The organism is Pedobacter sp. AC212 (genome assembly GCF_979258625.1).
This window is the reverse complement of sequence record NZ_OZ409870.1, coordinates 4,457,241-4,474,251: the sequence shown is the minus strand read 5'-3', so window position 1 is coordinate 4,474,251 and position 17,011 is coordinate 4,457,241. Positions and strand designations below refer to the sequence as shown.

The window sequence follows — 17,011 nt, the reverse complement described above, 5'->3', positions numbered from 1 at the left end:
ATGTAAGAAAGCAAATCGAAAGATTTGCTTTTTTTTATTCCGGTTTTTCTGTATCCACTTCTGTTAACTCGTAAGCGTAAGAGCCATTTTTTGGAATAATCGGTGTTTCTCGACCAATGCTTAAAGCCTTTATGTAAGATGCTCCGAAGTAAAATATTAAGGAAGAATAAAACACGAACAGCATAATTACAATGAGTGACCCTGCAGAGCCATATATGTTACTGATATTGCTTAGCGGCAACAAAATGCGTAAAATGTATTTTCCTGCAGTAAACAAGCAGCCTGTAAGTAAGCCACCAGACAATGCCGCTTTCCATGTTGGCCTTCCATTAGTTAAATACCGAAACAGCATGGTAAACCAAGTTGTAACGATAATTACAAATACAATCTGATTTAAAATTGAAGTTAAAATCAATCCGAATGAAGGTGAATTGGTTTTTAAATAAGCACCTATAATGGCTTGAACACTATCGGCAAGTAGACCGATAAAAAAAAGAATGCCTGCCAATAGGATAATAATCATAGAAATTGCCCGAGACTTTAAGGTACTTAAAACTCCTTTTTTGTCTTTTTGCCCGATGTTCCAAATTTGTTCCAGCGAATTTTTGATCACGTTGAAAAGGGTAGTAGCTACGAAAAGAAAAAAAATAAAACTGAAAAGGGTGATGTACCAGGCTTGATCTACCCCCCGAATGTTTCTTAAGGTTGATCTAATTTGTTGGATACTGTCATCATCAAGAATGTTTGCCAAACGCTCAAACAGGTTAGTTGCCAACATTCGTCTATCGGTAAACATCCCAAACAACCTGATTAAAATAATCAAAATAGGAGGGAGCGCAAAGTTGGTGAAAAATGCGGTTGCCCCTGCTAAACGTAATGGGTCGTTTTTTTGAAACAAAGAAAAAGCATTTCTAGCAGTAGCAAAAAAGAACTTAAAATCCAGGTTGATTTTTAATGGCATTGTTTCAATATAAAAACTAAAAGCCCGAAAATACTAAAAAAGGTTCATTTCGGGCTTTTGAATATTTAAAATATTGCTAATCTATTTTACTAAAAACCAACAGCTTTTGTGTGCCGTTTGATAAGGTAAGTTGGTTATTTTCAATTTTTGCGGCATTAACCTGATTAATTGCTTGTAAATAAGCACGCTCAGCAGCATCGGTTTCCTGACAAAACATTTTGGTGCTAAATAAATTTTTAAGCATAATTTTATTATCAACCACCTCTGCCTTGCCTCCATAGTTATTGCAAAAAGATTTGCCAGTTACTTTTAAACTGTCGCCGAAGTTTAAAGTTGCCTTTGCGGTGGTTGGTAAAGTTAAACCCGGTAGTTCAGTGAGTTCCCATTTGGTTTGAGTCAATTTATTTTGGTCAAATTTTTCTAAACAAGCACTAAATAGGCACACTACCAGGCAACAAATAAGTAAATTTTTCATGGATTTTTATTTTTCAAAATTGACATCAAAAACTAAACCAAGATCATAGTTGCGCAATTGATATTGTTTGGTTTAAGAAAGCTGGATTCTACCTTTGAGGCAAGAATTTGTAAAACCATACTGCGCAAAGATTACAGTTGATGTCGTTGCTTTAGGGTTGCCCAACAAACGGCTGAAAAATGATAAGCCCTGCTAATCCGAATAGCTGTCAAGAATTTGTGTATGTTCCAGCTGAATATCTAAAATTCACTGCCTTATAATTTTAAACTATAGAGAGATTAATTAATTTTGAGCTGATACGGGTTGGTTTGAACAATTTTTAATTATACCCTTAAAAGCGCTTATCATAAATAAAAAACAGTGATTGACATTAAATATATTTTAAAAGAAGAGGATTTTTTACAGGCCAATCTGTACTTCTTCAAAAAGGAAGGAAAACTAAAACAAATCATCCTCAGAACTTGGCTAGCCTATTTGTTTATTATTTCCATTATCATTGGATTTCTCGTTTGGAAAGAAGAAATGCTGATGGCTTTAGTGCTTGTTTGTATTTTGGCAATCATTACATTTTTTCATTCGGGTAGGATGAGAAGACATTATTTTCACTATTATAAAAAGAAAGTAAAGGTGTATGAGAGTAGATTTTTTAAGGAAGTAAAGTTGAAAGTTACGGATACTCACTTACATAACGAAAGCGTTGCTGGGCAATCTAATGTGTTCTTAGCTCAAATTAGTTCTATCGATGAAACTCAGAATTATTTCTTTATTAAATTAAAATTTGAAGGATTAATCATTCCAAAAAGTGAACTAAATAATGTTAGCGAATTGAGGAATGATTTAATTGAGCTTGCCAAAAAAGTGAATGTACAATATCAGGAAGATTTAAATTGGAAATGGTAAGGAATTGATCGCTCGAGGAAGATTTTTTTAGACGAGAGGTCAAGTTACCTTCCGCTTACTTAAAAAACTTCAGTTCTGTTCAGATTTTTCCACTTTCAACCAGTGATGTGCTCTCCCATGGTAATCGAAAATGTTGATTTTTTGCAAACCTAATTTTTCTAAGACTTTTATTGAAGCTAAATTTTCCGTATCGGCAATACCAATAATTTCGTTTAGTTTTAAGATTTCAAAGCCGTATTTCATCGATGCTTGAGCAGATTCAGTAGCATAGCCTTTACCCCAAAATTTCTTGATGAAACGATAACCGAGATCATAATAATTACAATGGTTATTATAAGTTTCTTTAATTAATTTTAAACCGCTCCAGCCCACAAATTGATTGGAATCTTTTTCAATCACTGCCCAACGGCCAATGCCGTTTTCAATATACTGCTGCTGAATGTATGCAATATCGGCAAAACTTTGTTCGAGTGTTAACACTGGTTTGTTGCCTAAAAACTGATGTACAGCAGGGTCGCTGTCTAAGTCAAACATTCCTTGTGCATCAGTTTCTTCCAATTCGCGAAGAATTAGCCTTTCTGTTTCTATCGTAACACTCATTTTTCTAAATTTAGTTAGTTTTCAATAGAATGCAATCATGTATTTTTTTTGTTAATCAGAAATTTAATTCATGGGCTTTTAATTTTAAAGCAACAAAAGATGATAAATTAGCCAAAAAATTAAAGCTATTCCTTTTTATGAAAAACACACTATTTGCTCTTTTTCTATCGGTTATTTTATTTGGTTGTACGGGCGGAGGGCTCGAAAAAACCCTAACATCAAAAGCATTTGCTGATCAAGATGATTTTAATGAATTTCCCAAATTCAAGGATAAGATTCTGGCCATTAAAGATGTTTACGATAAGAATCCGGATAGCTCTGGTGGTTTTACGGTTAAATTAAAAGATACTGCGTTATACATTCAAGATGGATCGAAACCTCTGGCCAAGAAATATCAGGACGCCCGATTTATCAACTCACAAAAAACTGCAGTGTTGGTACAAATAGCAGATGGTGCCGGAAAAATATCGCCATTCTATATCATCACACTTAAAGATGGGTTACCAATGGCGGTAGCATTATCAATGCCTTCAAAAGGGGCTAAGGATAAAGATTTTGCCAAAGGTTTGGAAGAAATCACCCGGACAACGGTAGTGGTAAATAACGATTTTGTGGTGGCTACTGTGCGTGGAAAGGTTTATCCTATTAAAAGACAAAATCCATCAGAACTGATTCAGGGTAACTTCATTTTATATTCTGCTGATAAATCGACACTTGTTTTCGCAGTTGATAAAGGGTTATACCAGGTAAATTATTTAACGGGTGAAACTATGACTTTACCAGTTCCTGCAAAGGTGTTAAACTCTGAAACTATGGTGAGAGAGATTCAACAAAATTATAGCTGGGAGAAAAACAGTCGCGGCACTTCGTTTTTGAAAGCAAACCCCGATGATGACCGCATTGTAGACATCAGAGAATTTAAACACTAAGTCTTTAATGGTTTCATCTGATGAAATAAACAACTAGAAAGTTTTTATCAGATGATTCATTAAACAACCATCGTTCTAAAGGTCAAATTGATTCGGGGTTTAGTTACTTTTTTGCTCGGCGGTAAGCGGTGTAACCAAAAGGTTTGGGTTTCGTCTTTCATCACCAATAAACTGCCGTGTTCCAAAAAAGTGGTGATCGTTTCTTTGGTCTGCTTATGCTTAAATAAAAATCTTCTCTCGGCACCAAAACTCATAGAGGCGATGGCGGTATTTTTTCCCAAAGTTTTTTCATCATCGCTGTGGTAGGCCATTCCTTCATCGCCATTATGGTACAAGTTTAACAGGCACGAATTAAATTTGGTGCCTGTTTTTTGTTCTGCAATGGCTTTAAGCTCCAATAAAGAATTAGTCCATGGAAGCGCATGTTTAGTGGCATTTGAATAGGTGTAAGCGTAACCCTCATCGCCATACCAAGCTACCTTTCGTTTGGTAATAATGTGTTTGCCCATAATAAAAGCTTCGTCATTTTTCCACTCGATGGTGTGCATTAACTCGTTAAAATATTCGTTGGCAATTTCAGGCGTAAATAACTTGCCGAAATAATTTACGGTACCACTATGAGGCAATAAATTTTGATCGGGATCTCTATTGGTATTAAATAAATCCATTAAGTGCCACTCAGTTTATTTTTTAGATTTTAGCTTTGCTTTTGCCAAATTTTGGATAACGCTAAACTTGGTTATTCTGCTAATTAAATCCAAAGGTAAGGGTTTATCTAGAGGAAATTGAACTGACCCTTTTGCGCTTTTGTAGTTTGAGATTTCCTCCTTAAAAGCTTCAATGCCGCCGTTTCCCGGATAAAAGCCTATATGGTTTTTATAACCTGCATAATGCACCAGGTTTCCATACAAATCGAAGGTAGGAATGGCGTAACTAATTTTTTCTTTGGCTTCTTGGGCGGCTTCCTTTATGGTTTCTCTAACTAGCTGTAGTTTTTCCTGGGTTTCTGTCGGAAAGTTAGCGATGTATTGGTCTATTTCTGGGTTAACGTTGCTCATTCTTTGCTTAATTTGATAGCTGAAATTACAACCAATCGTAAATAAATAGATAGTGTAAAAATGGCAAATTTTATTGGTGGTTGCGACAAATTATACTTTTAAACCCTCAACAAGCCACGAAATCCTCTGGCAGCATAGTATGATTCTGCTCCGTTGTGGTAGGTAAAAACTTTGTTGTATCGCCTATCGCAAAATAGGGCGCCACCAAGTTTTCTGATCTCTTCTGGCGTTTTAATCCAACTGGAGGTTTTTAAATCGAAATTGCCCAATTCTTGTAATCGGCGATATTGCTCTTCGGTTAGTAATTCTATTCCCATTTCGCTGGCTACATCCATCGCATTGTTTTGTGGCTTGTTTTCTTTTCTCGATTCCCAGGCTTTTAAATCGTAACACAAACTTCTTCTTGCTTTAGGGCTTTCAGCAGCACAATCAACATAAAGAAACTCGCCAGTTTCTTCATCATAACCAATAATATCTGGCTCACCGCTAGTAACTTCCATTTCATTAAGCGACCATAATTTTTCAGGTTGTGCATCAAGCTTCGATATAACATCTGCCCATGATAAACCTTCATGTCTATTCATGTTCTTTTCGAAGCGTTGTTTTAAAATATTTAATAGTTCGTTACGCTGTTCTTCGGATAGCTTTTTAGTCGTGGTGCTCATTTTTATTTGGTTGCAATAGTGATTAGATTGCAAATAAAATTAGTCAAATTATCTTTAGTGCAAAATGGAAAATTGTGATGGTTAAGAAAAATGCAGAGAACTTAAGAAAATAAAAAGTCCAATAGTTACACCTACTATTGGACGCAAAACCATCACTAAATGATGTTTACCAGGGGCTTATGCCTGTTTCATCTTCAATATCATTACTGTAAAACTGACCAGTTGGTTCATCTTCATCGGTAAGGGTATGTTTAACAATAAAACTTGCTGCGCTTTCTACTGTACCTGGCCCATTATGATGGTTAAAGTCGGTAGCAGTATAACCTGGATCAATTACATTTACTTTGAAAGGCAAGTCTTTCAACTCGTAAGCCAATACAATTGTGTAGGCATTTAAAGCAGCTTTGGAGGTACCGTATGCTGCAGTTTTTACCGGATAGTATTTCCAAGTTGGGTCGCTATGAAGGGTTAATGATCCAAGACCAGATGTAATGTTGCTAATCCTCGGACTATCCGATTTTTTAAGGAGTGGTAAAAATGCTTGTGTAACCTGAATCACACCAAAAAAATTGGTATCGAAAACATCTTTGATTTCCGAAATTGAAGTTTCTGTGGCTGTTTGTGGGCTTACACCAAGAATGCCGGCATTATTGATCAAAATATCCAATTTGCCCTGTTCATTTTCGATGAGATTTTTAGCCGCAATAATAGAATCTGTATCTAAAACATCTATTTCGATGGCCTTAATGTTTTGAAAGCCCTTTTCAGCAAGTTCATTTGCTATTGCTTCTCCTTTTTGAAGGGAGCGACTTCCTAAATAAACAAATATTCCTTGTTGAGATAACTGTTTAACAGTTTCCAATCCTATGCTTCTGTTTGCTCCTGTAATTAATGCTGATTTCATTTTTATCTTTTTTAATTTGATGATGTAAAACTGCAGGTTTTATTGATGAAATCATTTGCCATTTGGCAAAAAGTAGCTATCGTATATTTTTTCTTATCCTACTTAGTGATGATTGGGTTATGCCAAGGTAGGAGGCAATATAGGAAAGCGGTACGCGGTTAACTAATGTTGGGTAAATTTCCATAAATTTTAAATAACGGGTTGTACCGTCTTCTGATACCAATGGACTTCGTCGCTCTACTTTTAACATCAGCGCTCTTGCAATAATTTTATGTACGATGGTATCCCAACCCACAATGGTTTGTAGGAGTTCTAACCAGTCTTTTCTCTCAAAAACCATCATTTTACAATCGGTTACTGCCTGTACGTAAGCGCTGGAACAAATTTGATTATCAAAACTTTCTAAATCTACCACCAGATTGTTTTCTTCAATGAAGTATTTGGTTACTTCTTCGCCCTTATTATTGTAATAGCAAACTCTTAAAATACCCTCTGTAATAAAACCTACCTGTCGGGAAATTTTGCCAGCTTCGGAGAAATAATCATCCTTTTTGATTTCGACTACCAACAATTTTGACGCAATGAAATCAATTTGTTGTTGGTTCAGGTTGCCAAATCTCAAGATAAAATCAAAAAGTTGTTTCATGTGTGCAAGATAGATAAATCAAGGTTCACAAGAATTGCCATTTGACAAAAATGACTGACAGATATTATTATCGTTTTGTGTAATGATGTTATTAAATCCCGAAAGGGAAATAATTAGTTAAGGAACAATGTGCAAACTAATCTTCAATAGCATCTATTCCCTTTTCCTTTAAAGCAGCCAACGCTGTTTTCATTGCCGCAACCTGCTCTTTTGGATGGCTTTGCCAAGTGGTAACCTCTCCAACCACTTTAAAGGGATGTTTAGAACGATAAGATTTAGTTGGATTTCCCTTGAATTTTTTATCAGTTAAATTTGGATCATCTTCAATAGAACCGGTTGGTTCTACCAAATAAATCCTTTCTTTTCCATCACCTAAAGCAAGTTCGGCTCCCCAAACCGCTGCATCTAACGTAGCGGATAAATAAATGTATCTGGCTTCTGTTTGCTTGCCGTAATTGGAATTCAAGCCAACTTTTATGAAGTCGCCAAGTTTTAAATCGGCCTTGGTTCCATGAAAAAATGTTTGTGTAAATGCCGTATGAATAGTTTCAGGTTTGATCGTTTCCATTGTTATCAAGTTAGATTCAATGATTGAATTTTGTGGCCAATTTTTTTTAGTTTGTTTTTTCTTTCAAGCGTTCTTGTAATAACTTTTCTAACTCATCAAAATTGCATTTCAAAGTATTCGGACTTATCGAAAGCGGTGTTCCGTAATTATTCATATTCCCTTCCATCATTTTTTTCTTTATTCCTTTTGCATTGTTTAAAGCAATAGCTGGATCTTTAACAAAAACAAGCAGAAATTTTGAATTTTCGTAGGTTGCCGTCTTTATTTCTGTTATCTCATTCCAATTAATAAACCCAATGCTTAAAATTCCAGAATTGTCCGTAACTCCATTGTCATCAATGATAAGGCCGATTTTATTGTTAAAGATTTTTTTTGCTCCGTAAAAGGTAAGCCAGGCAAACACTAGAACCACTAATACACTAACAAGTCGATTTAACATTGGGTTTTGGAACAAAAGGAAAACGGTAGTTTTAGCTGTTTCTTCGGCCTCAATAAAAAGCCAAATTCCCGTTAACACAACTAAAAATGTAAATGCTACACTGAATATCAGTTTTGTTTTATTCAGGGGTATTTCAATTTTATCCATATCTATTTATTTATTGTTATTTCAGGTAGTTGAAATTTCCCTGCTAAATTTATTAATTCAACTCTATGTGCTTTAAGTTTTAGAATAAAGTTGTTAGCGTCTTTTCCATAAGCCCTATCACTCACAGCAAAAAGCAAAACACAGTTTTGCCCATTCTTTTCTGTAATTGATTTATACCGATAAACATTTCTTTCTACTATGCTTAAATATTTCCCGTCTGGTGTATTTGTACTGACCAAAAAATCGAGAATCACTTCACCATTTTTTTCAAATATTTCATAATTCACAATAGGATTGGTTTCTTTCATTTTTTTTAGGTCAGCAACTTTTGCAGCAACAACATCATTAATTTTTGTCATCCCTGTTAAGGCCTCAACTATAATTAATCTTTTAAACTTCTCTATTTTGTCATCTTGTTTTAAATATTCTTGCTTATAATAGTTGCCTGATGGGTGAGCGCTCCAAGCCAAATGATAAGCCACATTATCAAACATTATTGTGTTTTTGGTACCCAAATAATTTATTGGTTTACTTTGTTGTCCAAAACCTGCCAAAGATATTAGCAGTGTAAACATTAGTGTTGTGAGGGTTTTAGAGAGAGTTGTATATTTCATTTTTGTTTGGTGTTTAAAGTTGCAGCTTAAGGTTTAATTTAAAAGTCTCTGATTTTTCAATTCATGCCGTCTGATGCAAGCTTTCCGTTCGCTGTTATTTCTTAGTTAGCTAAGTTTTGTAACATTACTTCAAATTTTTATCCAGGTAATTTTTCAAATCTATCACATAGCCACTGTAAAAATTTTCGATAGTCGCTTTATTCATCGGATTTACTATTTTCCCTTGTGCATCAAAAATGCTTTCTGGATAAGCCAGTTTTAGCTCTCTAACAGTTTGGTATATAGAAGATTTTTTTTGGTTCGAAGCCTGCACAAAAACATATTCGTTAAAAGGAACATCATTTTCAGATACCACAATATCATCTGGATTGATGTTCAGTTTGGCATTGAAAATACTAGAGTATATTTTTGATGTGATGCCTAGATTTACCTTTACCTCCCCATTTTGAGGCACAATATTAACGTAAGTAAGGGCAACCAAATCTGCCATACACTTTTCCATCGTACAAATTGTTGCAAAGTCTCGATAATATAAATAGTCGCTATTTTCACTTTCTATTTTTAACCTAGGCCTTTCTTTTAAATACTGATGGATGGCGAGCATTAGTTGTTTTTGTGATTTCCCTGTATACGGTAATACCACTTCCTTTTTGTTGTTAAGTGGTTTTATCATCAAACCATAGGCGTCTTTGGTTAAAACAATTTCAAAGTATTTTTCTTGTGATTGTGCAGCGGTAGCAACTATTACAAAGCCAATAACTGATAAGATTTTTATAAGCATTTTTACGTTATTTAATAGGTTAATTGCTTTTATAACTCCAGTCTATTTTTGTGATGATATTGTTTTTCCCAACGTAAACGGTTGTGGTTTCTGTATTGGTAACAAGATGGCGACTATCTATCGTATTTTTACTGCCTGTCACTACCGTTTGTCCATATCCATTAGTAGCTGTCTTGATATACCCAGGTTCGTAAATACCAGCGATATAACTGCTTATGTTTTCATAAACGGAAACCGTTCCACCATCGCCATCGGGGAAAGACCGAGACGGAGCACCCCATTTTTTAATTAACTCTGAATATTTTACGCCCACCCAAGATTTTTTCCACTCTTCTTTTTTGTAATATTCTCTTTGAATATAAGCGTAATGGCTGTCGTTCTTATAGCGTTCTGCCAATGCTTCCTTCATATTTTTACTGATTTTAACATCCTCTTTGTCTTGACCAGATACATTCAAGCCAAAGAATATTAAAGATAAAGTGCAGAATAGTTTGGTTATGGTTGTTATCATTATTGTTCGGTTTTTTACGTTTTTATTGATGATTATAAAGTGATGGCTAACATGCAGACATTGGTATTGGCGATCATCCCTGGCCCCGAAGCAAAAATACAAGCTGAGCTTCGTGTATTTGCTTGTTCGCAATTACCGCTAACTTTTCAGGACTTTGCGATGGTGGGCAATCCCTGCCTGACTGCTGGGAAGCAAAAATCTTCAACTTTGCACAAAAGTTCAATCGAAGCATTGCCATTGAATTTAGTAATGAACCCGCCAGAAGCAAAACCCTTATTGTTGGTAGTTTTTAATTCGATCTGTTTGGTTTTTCTTCCACTAAACCAAATGCAAAACATTTAAGATTCATTTGTACTTAACTTGTTAGTTACATTTGTGTTTTCAAAAGGTCTGATTACAATACCGATTTAGCTGAATTAAAAATATATAAATTAATTACGCTCATTAGCTTGTTTATTCTTATGCAGGGCGAATATTATTCTTTTACTACAGATCACTGGAAAGAGCATACAAAAAATTAGATTGGGGCGGTAATTACCAATCACATCCTTTAATTAAACCTTTTGATAATCCTATTTTTTTAATTTCACCATCTTTTTTAATCTCAACAAATCTTTCTACACGCTCACTTCGCTCAACTACATAATCCTGATCTTGATAATAATTTGTTATTACCTGGCCATTGTTATTCGACCCAGTGTAAACTCGGTTGGTTTTTAGTTGATTAAAATTATGGATCATCTGGATAAAATATTTTCCCGGTTTTAATCCTTCGAAGGCAAATCTTCCATCCCCATCAGTAAATGCCTCAATAGCGTATTTATTCGCTTCTTTTGACATATAAACCGATGCTTTTTTACCTTCTTTCTTTTCCCTTAGTGCATACCATTCTTGCAGATACGGCGTAACAGGGAATAGTATGACTTTAGTACCTGCAGCTGTAAATATTCGATTATCAATTTTTGAACAAGCTCTACCTTCAATTCTAGATAAACCGCGGCTTAATGCTGATTGAGCAAGCGCTGCATCAAAAGTTCCCTGTGGATAAATAGAACGTTTTGTGTTTGCGGATGTGGCCGAAATTTTGCCACCCAAATCGCTATATTTTTTCCGATCTAGATCTGCTAATTTGGTGTTGCCGATGGCGTCATAACAATAGGCACGACCAGTATAAGCCAAAAGATATTTTGGGTCAATTTCTATTGCTTTTGTATAGTATGTAATAGCCTGGCTAAAGTTCTCCTTAGTGCTGTATACATAACCAACATTATTATATCCAGTGGCATCTTTGGGCAATAACTTAATGGACATTTGATAATCGGCAAGTGCTAAGTCAGGCTTTTCCAAATCAAAATAAATATTACCCCGAAAAACGTATAACTCTGGGTATTGTTTACCGCCCAATTCAATAGCTTTTGTATAATTTATAACGGCCAATTCATAATTCTTTTGAATTTCGTAAATGATACCCTGATTTTTATAAACGGCAGGTTCTTTTGGGTTCAATTGGATAACTTTTGCATAGTCTGCAAATGCCTCAGTATACTGCTCTTTTTTCTTGTAACAAACACCACGGCTTAAATAAGCATCTAAAAATTTAGGATTAAGCGCTATTGCTTTGGTGTAATCGGCAATGGCCAGATCATATTTCTGATCCTCATAATATTTATTGCCTCGGTTATAGAATGCATCTGATGTTCGAGGATTTTGTTTAGTAGTACCATTCTGAGCTAAGATTATATTGATATTAGCGATTAATATGGTAACCATTAAAATAGAAAATTTGATTAATTTTTTATGCATAGTATAGGTTATTTGAGTTACCTACTTGAATTTATCAGTTGTTATTAAAGCCTTCTTATTTGTTACATTGGGTTCTCATCAAAATTCACCATCCAATTAATGCCAAATTGATCAGTAAACATCCCAAAATAAGCACCCCAAAAAGTATGATTCATTAGCATGGTTATTTGTCCATCCGCAGATAGTCCTTCAAAAAGTTTATCGGCTTCCGCTTTGCTTTCTGCATTTATAGATATAGAATAATTGTTGCCCTGTTTAAAGCTCGCTGCCCATTCGCCACCCGTATCGCTACCCATTAAACAAGTTTCTTTACTTATTGGAAGCATAACATGCATCACTTTGTTGCCATCCGCTTCGTTCCTAGCGGGTTGTCCTTCTTGTTGGGGCATCTCGTTAAATTTGCCAATGTATGTAAAATCGCCCCCAAAAACGGAGCGGTAGAAATTGAACGCATCTTCGCAATTGCCATCAAAAGTGAGGTAAACATTTACTGTTGCCATATCTGAATATTTGATTGGATTATTAAATTAAGAGCTTAAGATAACCACAACTTTTCTTCGCGTTTTACTAACAGAAGTTCCTCTTCGCTCAAAAATAAAAAGCCATACTCATAACAAAAATGATAAGTATTGCCAGTTTGGGTTTGGTAAGTATGGGTATGGTATTCGAAATTAAAACCAGCCGATGCCAGTTTCTTTTTCATGGTTTTTACTTTGCCGTTTGGATTGAGTGAGGCTAAAATGGTTCGATTTTTTTTTAAAATCAGGTTAATCTTCTTAATTACAATCGTATCATCACTTTTGGTGTGATTATTATAATTATTTCTGCAAGCATCGTCGCAAAATTTTTTATCGGCCCTACCTACAAGAGGTTTGCCACAATCTAAACAGGAGCGGTCCATAATAATTTGTTAAGTTTATTACGGGATGATGTTTTAAAAATACTAATTAATTACATTTTACCTAAATAAATAATCCATTTCGATTGATTTCTATTGACATTTATCCGTTTTTAAGCGTTTATAACCGACTATAATTATTTAAAAACCGAATAACTTTTGAGCACCTTCTCACCTTTGTTCTGTCGGTAGTCGTGGTGACTATTGTTCGTTAAACATCAATACTTAAATTTTATTATCATGGAAAGTGCAATTAACAAAGTAGTATTAAGCGGATTTGCAGGAGCAGATGCAGACTTCAAAAATTTATCAGGAAATCAAAAACTAGCAAAAGTTAACTTAGCTGTTAATGAGTATTTCAAAAATTCCTCAGGCGAGGAAGTGAAAAAAACGCAATGGTTCAATCTTACCTTCTGGAATGCTAAAGCAGAATTGGCTTTAGCCCAAATTAAAAAGGGAACTAAGATTACCGTTGAAGGTAGGTTGCAAACAGGAAGTTATGAAGCAAAAGATGGTTCAAAAAGATTTACCACCGATATAGTAGTAAGTGAGTTAGTGGTACAAGAAATAGAAATAGCCAATTAGCATAAAGAAAACTGAAATGCTGAGCTTAGCAAATCGGCATTTCAATTTTAATTTGCAACTAGAGTTTTAAAGCGGTGCCGATATAGAAATTTATCCCAGCGGCTGGGTTGTAAAATCGGTTACCTACTGCGTTTAAATCATTTCCTAAACTATATTTTTGGTTAAACAGGTTATTAATTCCTACAAAAAGATCTGAATCGAGTTTTCCAATTTTTAATTTATTGATGCCAGTTTTTATTTCTACGAGGTTATATTTCTCTGCAAAAGCAGCATTGCTATCGTTAAGCGGTATGGCGGAAGTATAGTTATGCTGAGCAAAAAGATAAATTCTCTTTTTGAACTCCATCAGCAAACTGCTCACCAGTACATTCGCAGGCACTCCGGTCAATCTGTTGCCAGAAAAATTTAAATTTCCATTCTGAAAATCCCTAAATCTGAAATGGTTGTAAGTATAATTGCTTCTAAATTGAATGCCGCTAACCAGTGAAATATCGCTTTTCCAAACCCAAAGTGATGTTTCCAATTCAACGCCTTGCTGTTTGGTTCCTCCAGCGTTAATAAAGTATTCCGTATCATTTGCATTCAATCTTCTTACAATGGCATCTTGTAACTCGAACTGAAAAATATTTGCATTCGCATAAAAGCGGTTGTTTTTACTGTTAAAGCGCAAACCAGCTTCATAATTCCAGCCTAGCTCGGCTTGGAGGTTATTATTTATGTTGTTGTCTGAGGCCCGAACTTCGGCAATAGTAGGTGGCGAATAACCTTTGCTAACGGATGCTCTTAACGAAACTGACTTACTTAATAAATAGGAGGCTGCAATTTTTGGCATTACCTGGTTACGGAATTTGCGTTTTTGTACTTCAATAGGAATTGGGAAAACGCTTTCGTATTTATAATTGAAGAAATTAATACTTGTAGCCAGCTCCAACAAAAGTTTTCTCTTAATGTCAAAATTTATCCTGGCAAAGGCAAAATCCTGGTTCGCTTTTAACCGGTCGAATGCTTGCAGATTGGAAGGCTCGCCTGCGCTATTGTCAAAATTTTTAATTTGTGTTTTAGTTTTAGCAGTTTCAGCACCAAGCTGTGCATTCCATTTAACATCTTTTTCCGATTCGGCATATTCAACGAAAGTTCTCAATCCTAATGTACTTTCATAACGTTTTTCATAGTTGGTTATAAATGGGTTTTTGAAATCGGTGTATGAGGTGAAAAGGGAAATGACATGTTTAAATTTTGGTGCAATTTGATAGCTATTGGTAAGGCCGGCTAGCGTTGATTTATTGAATATACCTGCTTTTTGGGCAATCGCTCCGGGTAATGTGGCTGTTGCGGGTCTTGCCGATCTGGGGTTTTGCTCCAGCTGCTGAAAGGTAAGTCCGCCAGGAGTATTGTAATTTAAGTCGCTGTAAAATGCAAAAAGTTTTAAGCTTCCCTTATTGTAATCTAATTGATGTGCCGTTTGAAAGTATTTCCGGCTCATGTCGCTATTTTCTCGATATCCATCGCTCCGTTGATAACCCTGGAAAATACTGAAACTGTATTTTTTAAATTGATGCTGAACTTGAGCAGTTTGATGAAATAATCCATAAGACCCGGCAGTAACTGTTGCGTTAACCTTATTTGTATTTTCATCAGTTGAAGAAATTAATACTGCTCCGCCTGTATTGGCGCCAAAGATATTAGCTTCAGGCCCTTTGTAAATTTCAACTGATTGCAAAGCCAAAGGATCAATTGAATTTAAATAGGTATTTCCTCCTGCATCTGTGAGTGGAATTTCGTCTAGATAAATTTTGATGTTCCTGATCCCAAAAGGTGATCGCAATAAACTTCCGCGTAGCGATAAGCGATAACTGCCAGGCGATCTTTCTTCCATCCGTACACCGGTAACGGAATTGAATGCACTTACCAGCGAAGAATGTTGCTGGTTTTTCAGTTGGTTGCTATCGAGTAAATTTACCGCTGAAACTGATCTTAACAAGGGCTGCTTATTGTAGTAGCCTTTTACAACAACTTCTTCAAGTTTTTTAGCGGTATCAATTGGAATATTTTGTGCACCAACTTTTAAGATAAAAACTACTAAAATTAAAAATAGAAACGATTTCAATACGTGATGATTTGGAATAAAAAGCAATTCGCAGATAAAGCCCTAATGTAGAACTTTAATCTGCGAAGTGAAGATCAATACTTAAATTACTTTGCTGCAACCTTCCAAACTACACCGCTCACATCATCAGCAACTAAAATTGCACCATCTGGTGTTTGGGTTACGCCAACTGGTCTTCCATAAACTTCTGCTTTATCTACATCAGCGATAAAACCTGTTAAAAAATCTTCTGGTTTGCCTATAGGTTTACCATCCTTAAACGGAACAAAAATTACCTTGTAGCCTGCTAAAGCCGAACGGTTCCAAGAACCATGCTGACCTACAAATGCACCTCCCTGGTATTTAGAAGGAAATTTAGTGCTCTTATAAAATGCCAATCCTAATGAAGCCGTATGCGAACCAACTGCCACATCTGGCACGATTGTTTTCTTCACCAATTCTGGCTTTTGCCCTTTCAACCTTGGGTCTTCATTTTGACCGAAGTATGCATAAGGCCATCCGTAAAAACCACCTGGTTTTACGCTGGTAATATAATCAGGAACCAAATCGTCGCCCAAACCATCACGCTCATTAACTGCAGTCCATAACATGTTGGTGCCAGGTGCCCAATCTACACCAACAGGGTTACGTAAACCACTTGCGTAAATTTTTTCCCCTGTACCATCAGGATTTATTTCTAAAATATTTGCTCTTTTTACCTCATTTTCCATTCCGTTTTCGCCAACGTTGCTACCAGAACCTACAGTAATATAGATTTTGCTTTTATCTGCATTGGCAATTAAATTTCTGGTCCAGTGGTTATTATATCCGCCAGCTGGAAGGCTCAAAATTTTCTTACCGGTGCCCGTAATTTTGGTGTCACCAGTTTTGTATGGATATTGCAAAAGACCATCGGTATTGGCTACATAGAATGAATTTCCAATGATGGTTACACCGTAAGGTTGATTGAGACCTGTTAAGAAGGTGGTTTTCAATTCTGCAACACCGTCTTTATCCGCATCGCGATACAATAGAATGGTATTGGCACTTTCGCCAGTGACTTCAGATTTTGCTTTTCCAGTAACCGCATTTGCCACTTTTTCTTTTGTGCTGCGTTCGGAGTTGCTCAACACAATTAATACATCACCATTAGGAGCAATGTAAGTGTTCCGCGGACTTTTAATATTTGATGCGAATTTGCTTACCACAAATCCTTCGGGTGCTGTCGGCATTTTATTCTCTGGCCAACCTATCACTTTGCTAAATTTATTTTTAGCCGCTGTTGTATCTGGAGCTGGTAAATTCACCTGTTGATTTTCTGTGCTTACCGTGGTGGAGTCGCCCTGCTTTTCTGATGTTTTGTTAGATTGGCAGCCGAATAATACTGTGGCTGAAAATAAAGTAGTGTAGAGAATCTGTTTTTTCATAATCTGTATTTTTG

The 17,011-nt window shown here is 35.7% G+C and carries 22 protein-coding genes; 4 read left to right on the top strand and 18 right to left on the bottom strand.

The annotated features are described in order from the left end of the window. Positions 1-34 precede the first annotated feature (34 nt). Positions 35-961 (bottom strand): YihY/virulence factor BrkB family protein, encoded by a 927-nt coding sequence (locus tag ACZZZC_RS19230; RefSeq protein WP_463487922.1) that lies wholly within the window; start codon positions 959-961, stop codon positions 35-37. 76 nt (positions 962-1,037) lie between these two features. After that, positions 1,038-1,436 carry an META domain-containing protein gene (locus ACZZZC_RS19225; RefSeq protein ID WP_463487921.1) on the bottom strand — a complete coding sequence of 133 codons (399 nt, stop codon included), beginning with the start codon at positions 1,434-1,436 and terminating at the stop codon, positions 1,038-1,040. Between the two features lie 360 nt (positions 1,437-1,796). On the opposite strand from ACZZZC_RS19225, the gene ACZZZC_RS19220 reads away from it, so the two are divergent. Further along, positions 1,797-2,336: a hypothetical protein gene (locus ACZZZC_RS19220; protein WP_463487920.1), complete on the top strand. Its 540-nt coding sequence runs from the start codon at positions 1,797-1,799 to the stop codon at positions 2,334-2,336. 69 nt (positions 2,337-2,405) lie between these two features. Here ACZZZC_RS19220 and ACZZZC_RS19215 read toward each other — a convergent pair whose 3' ends face one another. After that, entirely contained in the window at positions 2,406-2,936 is a 531-nt protein-coding gene (locus ACZZZC_RS19215; RefSeq protein WP_463487919.1) for a GNAT family N-acetyltransferase, read from the bottom strand. A 137-nt stretch (positions 2,937-3,073) separates the two neighbouring features. On the opposite strand from ACZZZC_RS19215, the gene ACZZZC_RS19210 reads away from it, so the two are divergent. Further along, positions 3,074-3,865: a hypothetical protein gene (locus ACZZZC_RS19210; RefSeq protein ID WP_463487918.1), complete on the top strand. Its 792-nt coding sequence runs from the start codon at positions 3,074-3,076 to the stop codon at positions 3,863-3,865. A 59-nt stretch (positions 3,866-3,924) separates the two neighbouring features. Here the strand turns inward: ACZZZC_RS19210 and ACZZZC_RS19205 are convergent, their stop codons facing one another. The 10 genes from ACZZZC_RS19205 to ACZZZC_RS19160 form a co-directional block, all read right to left on the bottom strand. Then, positions 3,925-4,533: an alpha-ketoglutarate-dependent dioxygenase AlkB family protein gene (locus ACZZZC_RS19205; RefSeq protein WP_463483615.1), complete on the bottom strand. Its 609-nt coding sequence runs from the start codon at positions 4,531-4,533 to the stop codon at positions 3,925-3,927. A gap of 15 nt (positions 4,534-4,548) precedes the next feature. Next, on the bottom strand, positions 4,549-4,923 hold the full coding sequence (locus ACZZZC_RS19200) for an iron chaperone (protein ID WP_463487917.1): 375 nt from the start codon (positions 4,921-4,923) through the stop codon (positions 4,549-4,551). Between the two features lie 98 nt (positions 4,924-5,021). Beyond that, positions 5,022-5,588, bottom strand: coding sequence for a DUF4256 domain-containing protein (locus tag ACZZZC_RS19195; RefSeq protein ID WP_463483613.1), 567 nt, complete (start codon positions 5,586-5,588; stop codon positions 5,022-5,024). Between the two features lie 166 nt (positions 5,589-5,754). After that, entirely contained in the window at positions 5,755-6,492 is a 738-nt protein-coding gene (locus ACZZZC_RS19190) for an SDR family oxidoreductase (protein ID WP_463483612.1), read from the bottom strand. Positions 6,493-6,568: 76 nt separating this feature from the next. Then, the gene (locus tag ACZZZC_RS19185) at positions 6,569-7,138 is read right to left on the bottom strand and encodes a Crp/Fnr family transcriptional regulator (protein WP_463483611.1); all 570 of its coding nucleotides are present in this window, start codon (positions 7,136-7,138) and stop codon (positions 6,569-6,571) included. Between the two features lie 136 nt (positions 7,139-7,274). Further along, positions 7,275-7,706, bottom strand: a complete 432-nt coding sequence (gene arr / locus ACZZZC_RS19180) for an NAD(+)--rifampin ADP-ribosyltransferase (RefSeq protein ID WP_463483610.1) — start codon at positions 7,704-7,706, stop codon at positions 7,275-7,277. Between the two features lie 46 nt (positions 7,707-7,752). After that, a complete protein-coding gene (locus ACZZZC_RS19175; RefSeq protein ID WP_463483609.1) occupies positions 7,753-8,292 on the bottom strand; it encodes an STM3941 family protein in 540 nt (179 codons plus the stop codon). Positions 8,293-8,294: 2 nt separating this feature from the next. Further along, complete coding sequence (locus ACZZZC_RS19170; protein ID WP_463483608.1) at positions 8,295-8,906, bottom strand: hypothetical protein; 612 nt, start codon at positions 8,904-8,906, stop codon at positions 8,295-8,297. A 124-nt stretch (positions 8,907-9,030) separates the two neighbouring features. Continuing rightward, on the bottom strand, positions 9,031-9,687 hold the full coding sequence (locus tag ACZZZC_RS19165) for a hypothetical protein (RefSeq protein WP_463483607.1): 657 nt from the start codon (positions 9,685-9,687) through the stop codon (positions 9,031-9,033). Between the two features lie 19 nt (positions 9,688-9,706). After that, positions 9,707-10,198 (bottom strand): hypothetical protein, encoded by a 492-nt coding sequence (locus ACZZZC_RS19160; RefSeq protein WP_463483606.1) that lies wholly within the window; start codon positions 10,196-10,198, stop codon positions 9,707-9,709. Between the two features lie 42 nt (positions 10,199-10,240). Between ACZZZC_RS19160 and ACZZZC_RS19155 the strand changes: the two genes are divergently transcribed. Continuing rightward, positions 10,241-10,540: a hypothetical protein gene (locus ACZZZC_RS19155; RefSeq protein ID WP_463483605.1), complete on the top strand. Its 300-nt coding sequence runs from the start codon at positions 10,241-10,243 to the stop codon at positions 10,538-10,540. Between the two features lie 192 nt (positions 10,541-10,732). On the opposite strand, the gene ACZZZC_RS19150 is transcribed toward ACZZZC_RS19155, so the two are convergent. The 3 genes from ACZZZC_RS19150 to ACZZZC_RS19140 all read right to left on the bottom strand — a co-directional run bounded on the left by ACZZZC_RS19150 (position 10,733) and on the right by ACZZZC_RS19140 (position 12,902). Further along, on the bottom strand, positions 10,733-12,001 hold the full coding sequence (locus ACZZZC_RS19150; RefSeq protein WP_463483604.1) for a tetratricopeptide repeat protein: 1,269 nt from the start codon (positions 11,999-12,001) through the stop codon (positions 10,733-10,735). Positions 12,002-12,063: 62 nt separating this feature from the next. After that, a complete protein-coding gene (locus ACZZZC_RS19145) occupies positions 12,064-12,501 on the bottom strand; it encodes a VOC family protein (protein ID WP_463483603.1) in 438 nt (145 codons plus the stop codon). Positions 12,502-12,536: 35 nt separating this feature from the next. Next, positions 12,537-12,902: a hypothetical protein gene (locus tag ACZZZC_RS19140; protein WP_463483602.1), complete on the bottom strand. Its 366-nt coding sequence runs from the start codon at positions 12,900-12,902 to the stop codon at positions 12,537-12,539. 237 nt (positions 12,903-13,139) lie between these two features. Here ACZZZC_RS19140 and ACZZZC_RS19135 point away from each other — a divergent pair, with 237 nt between their 5' ends. Beyond that, positions 13,140-13,484, top strand: a complete 345-nt coding sequence (locus ACZZZC_RS19135) for a single-stranded DNA-binding protein (RefSeq protein ID WP_463483601.1) — start codon at positions 13,140-13,142, stop codon at positions 13,482-13,484. 58 nt (positions 13,485-13,542) lie between these two features. Here the strand turns inward: ACZZZC_RS19135 and ACZZZC_RS19130 are convergent, their stop codons facing one another. Both ACZZZC_RS19130 and ACZZZC_RS19125 read right to left on the bottom strand, forming a co-directional pair. Then, entirely contained in the window at positions 13,543-15,591 is a 2,049-nt protein-coding gene (locus tag ACZZZC_RS19130; protein ID WP_463483600.1) for a TonB-dependent receptor, read from the bottom strand. Positions 15,592-15,677: 86 nt separating this feature from the next. Next, positions 15,678-16,997, bottom strand: coding sequence for a PQQ-dependent sugar dehydrogenase (locus ACZZZC_RS19125; protein WP_463483599.1), 1,320 nt, complete (start codon positions 16,995-16,997; stop codon positions 15,678-15,680). Between the last annotated feature and the right edge of the window lie 14 nt (positions 16,998-17,011).

Coding starts and splice junctions, on each gene's coding strand:
- ACZZZC_RS19230 (WP_463487922.1), bottom strand. CDS start 961: ATGCCATTAAAAATCAACCTGGATTTTAAGTTCTTTTTTGCTACTGCT.
- ACZZZC_RS19225 (WP_463487921.1), bottom strand. CDS start 1,436: ATGAAAAATTTACTTATTTGTTGCCTGGTAGTGTGCCTATTTAGTGCT.
- ACZZZC_RS19215 (WP_463487919.1), bottom strand. CDS start 2,936: ATGAGTGTTACGATAGAAACAGAAAGGCTAATTCTTCGCGAATTGGAA.
- ACZZZC_RS19210 (WP_463487918.1), top strand. CDS start 3,074: ATGAAAAACACACTATTTGCTCTTTTTCTATCGGTTATTTTATTTGGT.
- ACZZZC_RS19205 (WP_463483615.1), bottom strand. CDS start 4,533: ATGGATTTATTTAATACCAATAGAGATCCCGATCAAAATTTATTGCCT.
- ACZZZC_RS19200 (WP_463487917.1), bottom strand. CDS start 4,923: ATGAGCAACGTTAACCCAGAAATAGACCAATACATCGCTAACTTTCCG.
- ACZZZC_RS19195 (WP_463483613.1), bottom strand. CDS start 5,588: ATGAGCACCACGACTAAAAAGCTATCCGAAGAACAGCGTAACGAACTA.
- ACZZZC_RS19190 (WP_463483612.1), bottom strand. CDS start 6,492: ATGAAATCAGCATTAATTACAGGAGCAAACAGAAGCATAGGATTGGAA.
- ACZZZC_RS19185 (WP_463483611.1), bottom strand. CDS start 7,138: ATGAAACAACTTTTTGATTTTATCTTGAGATTTGGCAACCTGAACCAA.
- arr (WP_463483610.1), bottom strand. CDS start 7,706: ATGGAAACGATCAAACCTGAAACTATTCATACGGCATTTACACAAACA.
- ACZZZC_RS19175 (WP_463483609.1), bottom strand. CDS start 8,292: ATGGATAAAATTGAAATACCCCTGAATAAAACAAAACTGATATTCAGT.
- ACZZZC_RS19170 (WP_463483608.1), bottom strand. CDS start 8,906: ATGAAATATACAACTCTCTCTAAAACCCTCACAACACTAATGTTTACA.
- ACZZZC_RS19165 (WP_463483607.1), bottom strand. CDS start 9,687: ATGCTTATAAAAATCTTATCAGTTATTGGCTTTGTAATAGTTGCTACC.
- ACZZZC_RS19160 (WP_463483606.1), bottom strand. CDS start 10,198: ATGATAACAACCATAACCAAACTATTCTGCACTTTATCTTTAATATTC.
- ACZZZC_RS19155 (WP_463483605.1), top strand. CDS start 10,241: ATGGCTAACATGCAGACATTGGTATTGGCGATCATCCCTGGCCCCGAA.
- ACZZZC_RS19150 (WP_463483604.1), bottom strand. CDS start 12,001: ATGCATAAAAAATTAATCAAATTTTCTATTTTAATGGTTACCATATTA.
- ACZZZC_RS19145 (WP_463483603.1), bottom strand. CDS start 12,501: ATGGCAACAGTAAATGTTTACCTCACTTTTGATGGCAATTGCGAAGAT.
- ACZZZC_RS19140 (WP_463483602.1), bottom strand. CDS start 12,902: ATGGACCGCTCCTGTTTAGATTGTGGCAAACCTCTTGTAGGTAGGGCC.
- ACZZZC_RS19135 (WP_463483601.1), top strand. CDS start 13,140: ATGGAAAGTGCAATTAACAAAGTAGTATTAAGCGGATTTGCAGGAGCA.
- ACZZZC_RS19125 (WP_463483599.1), bottom strand. CDS start 16,997: ATGAAAAAACAGATTCTCTACACTACTTTATTTTCAGCCACAGTATTA.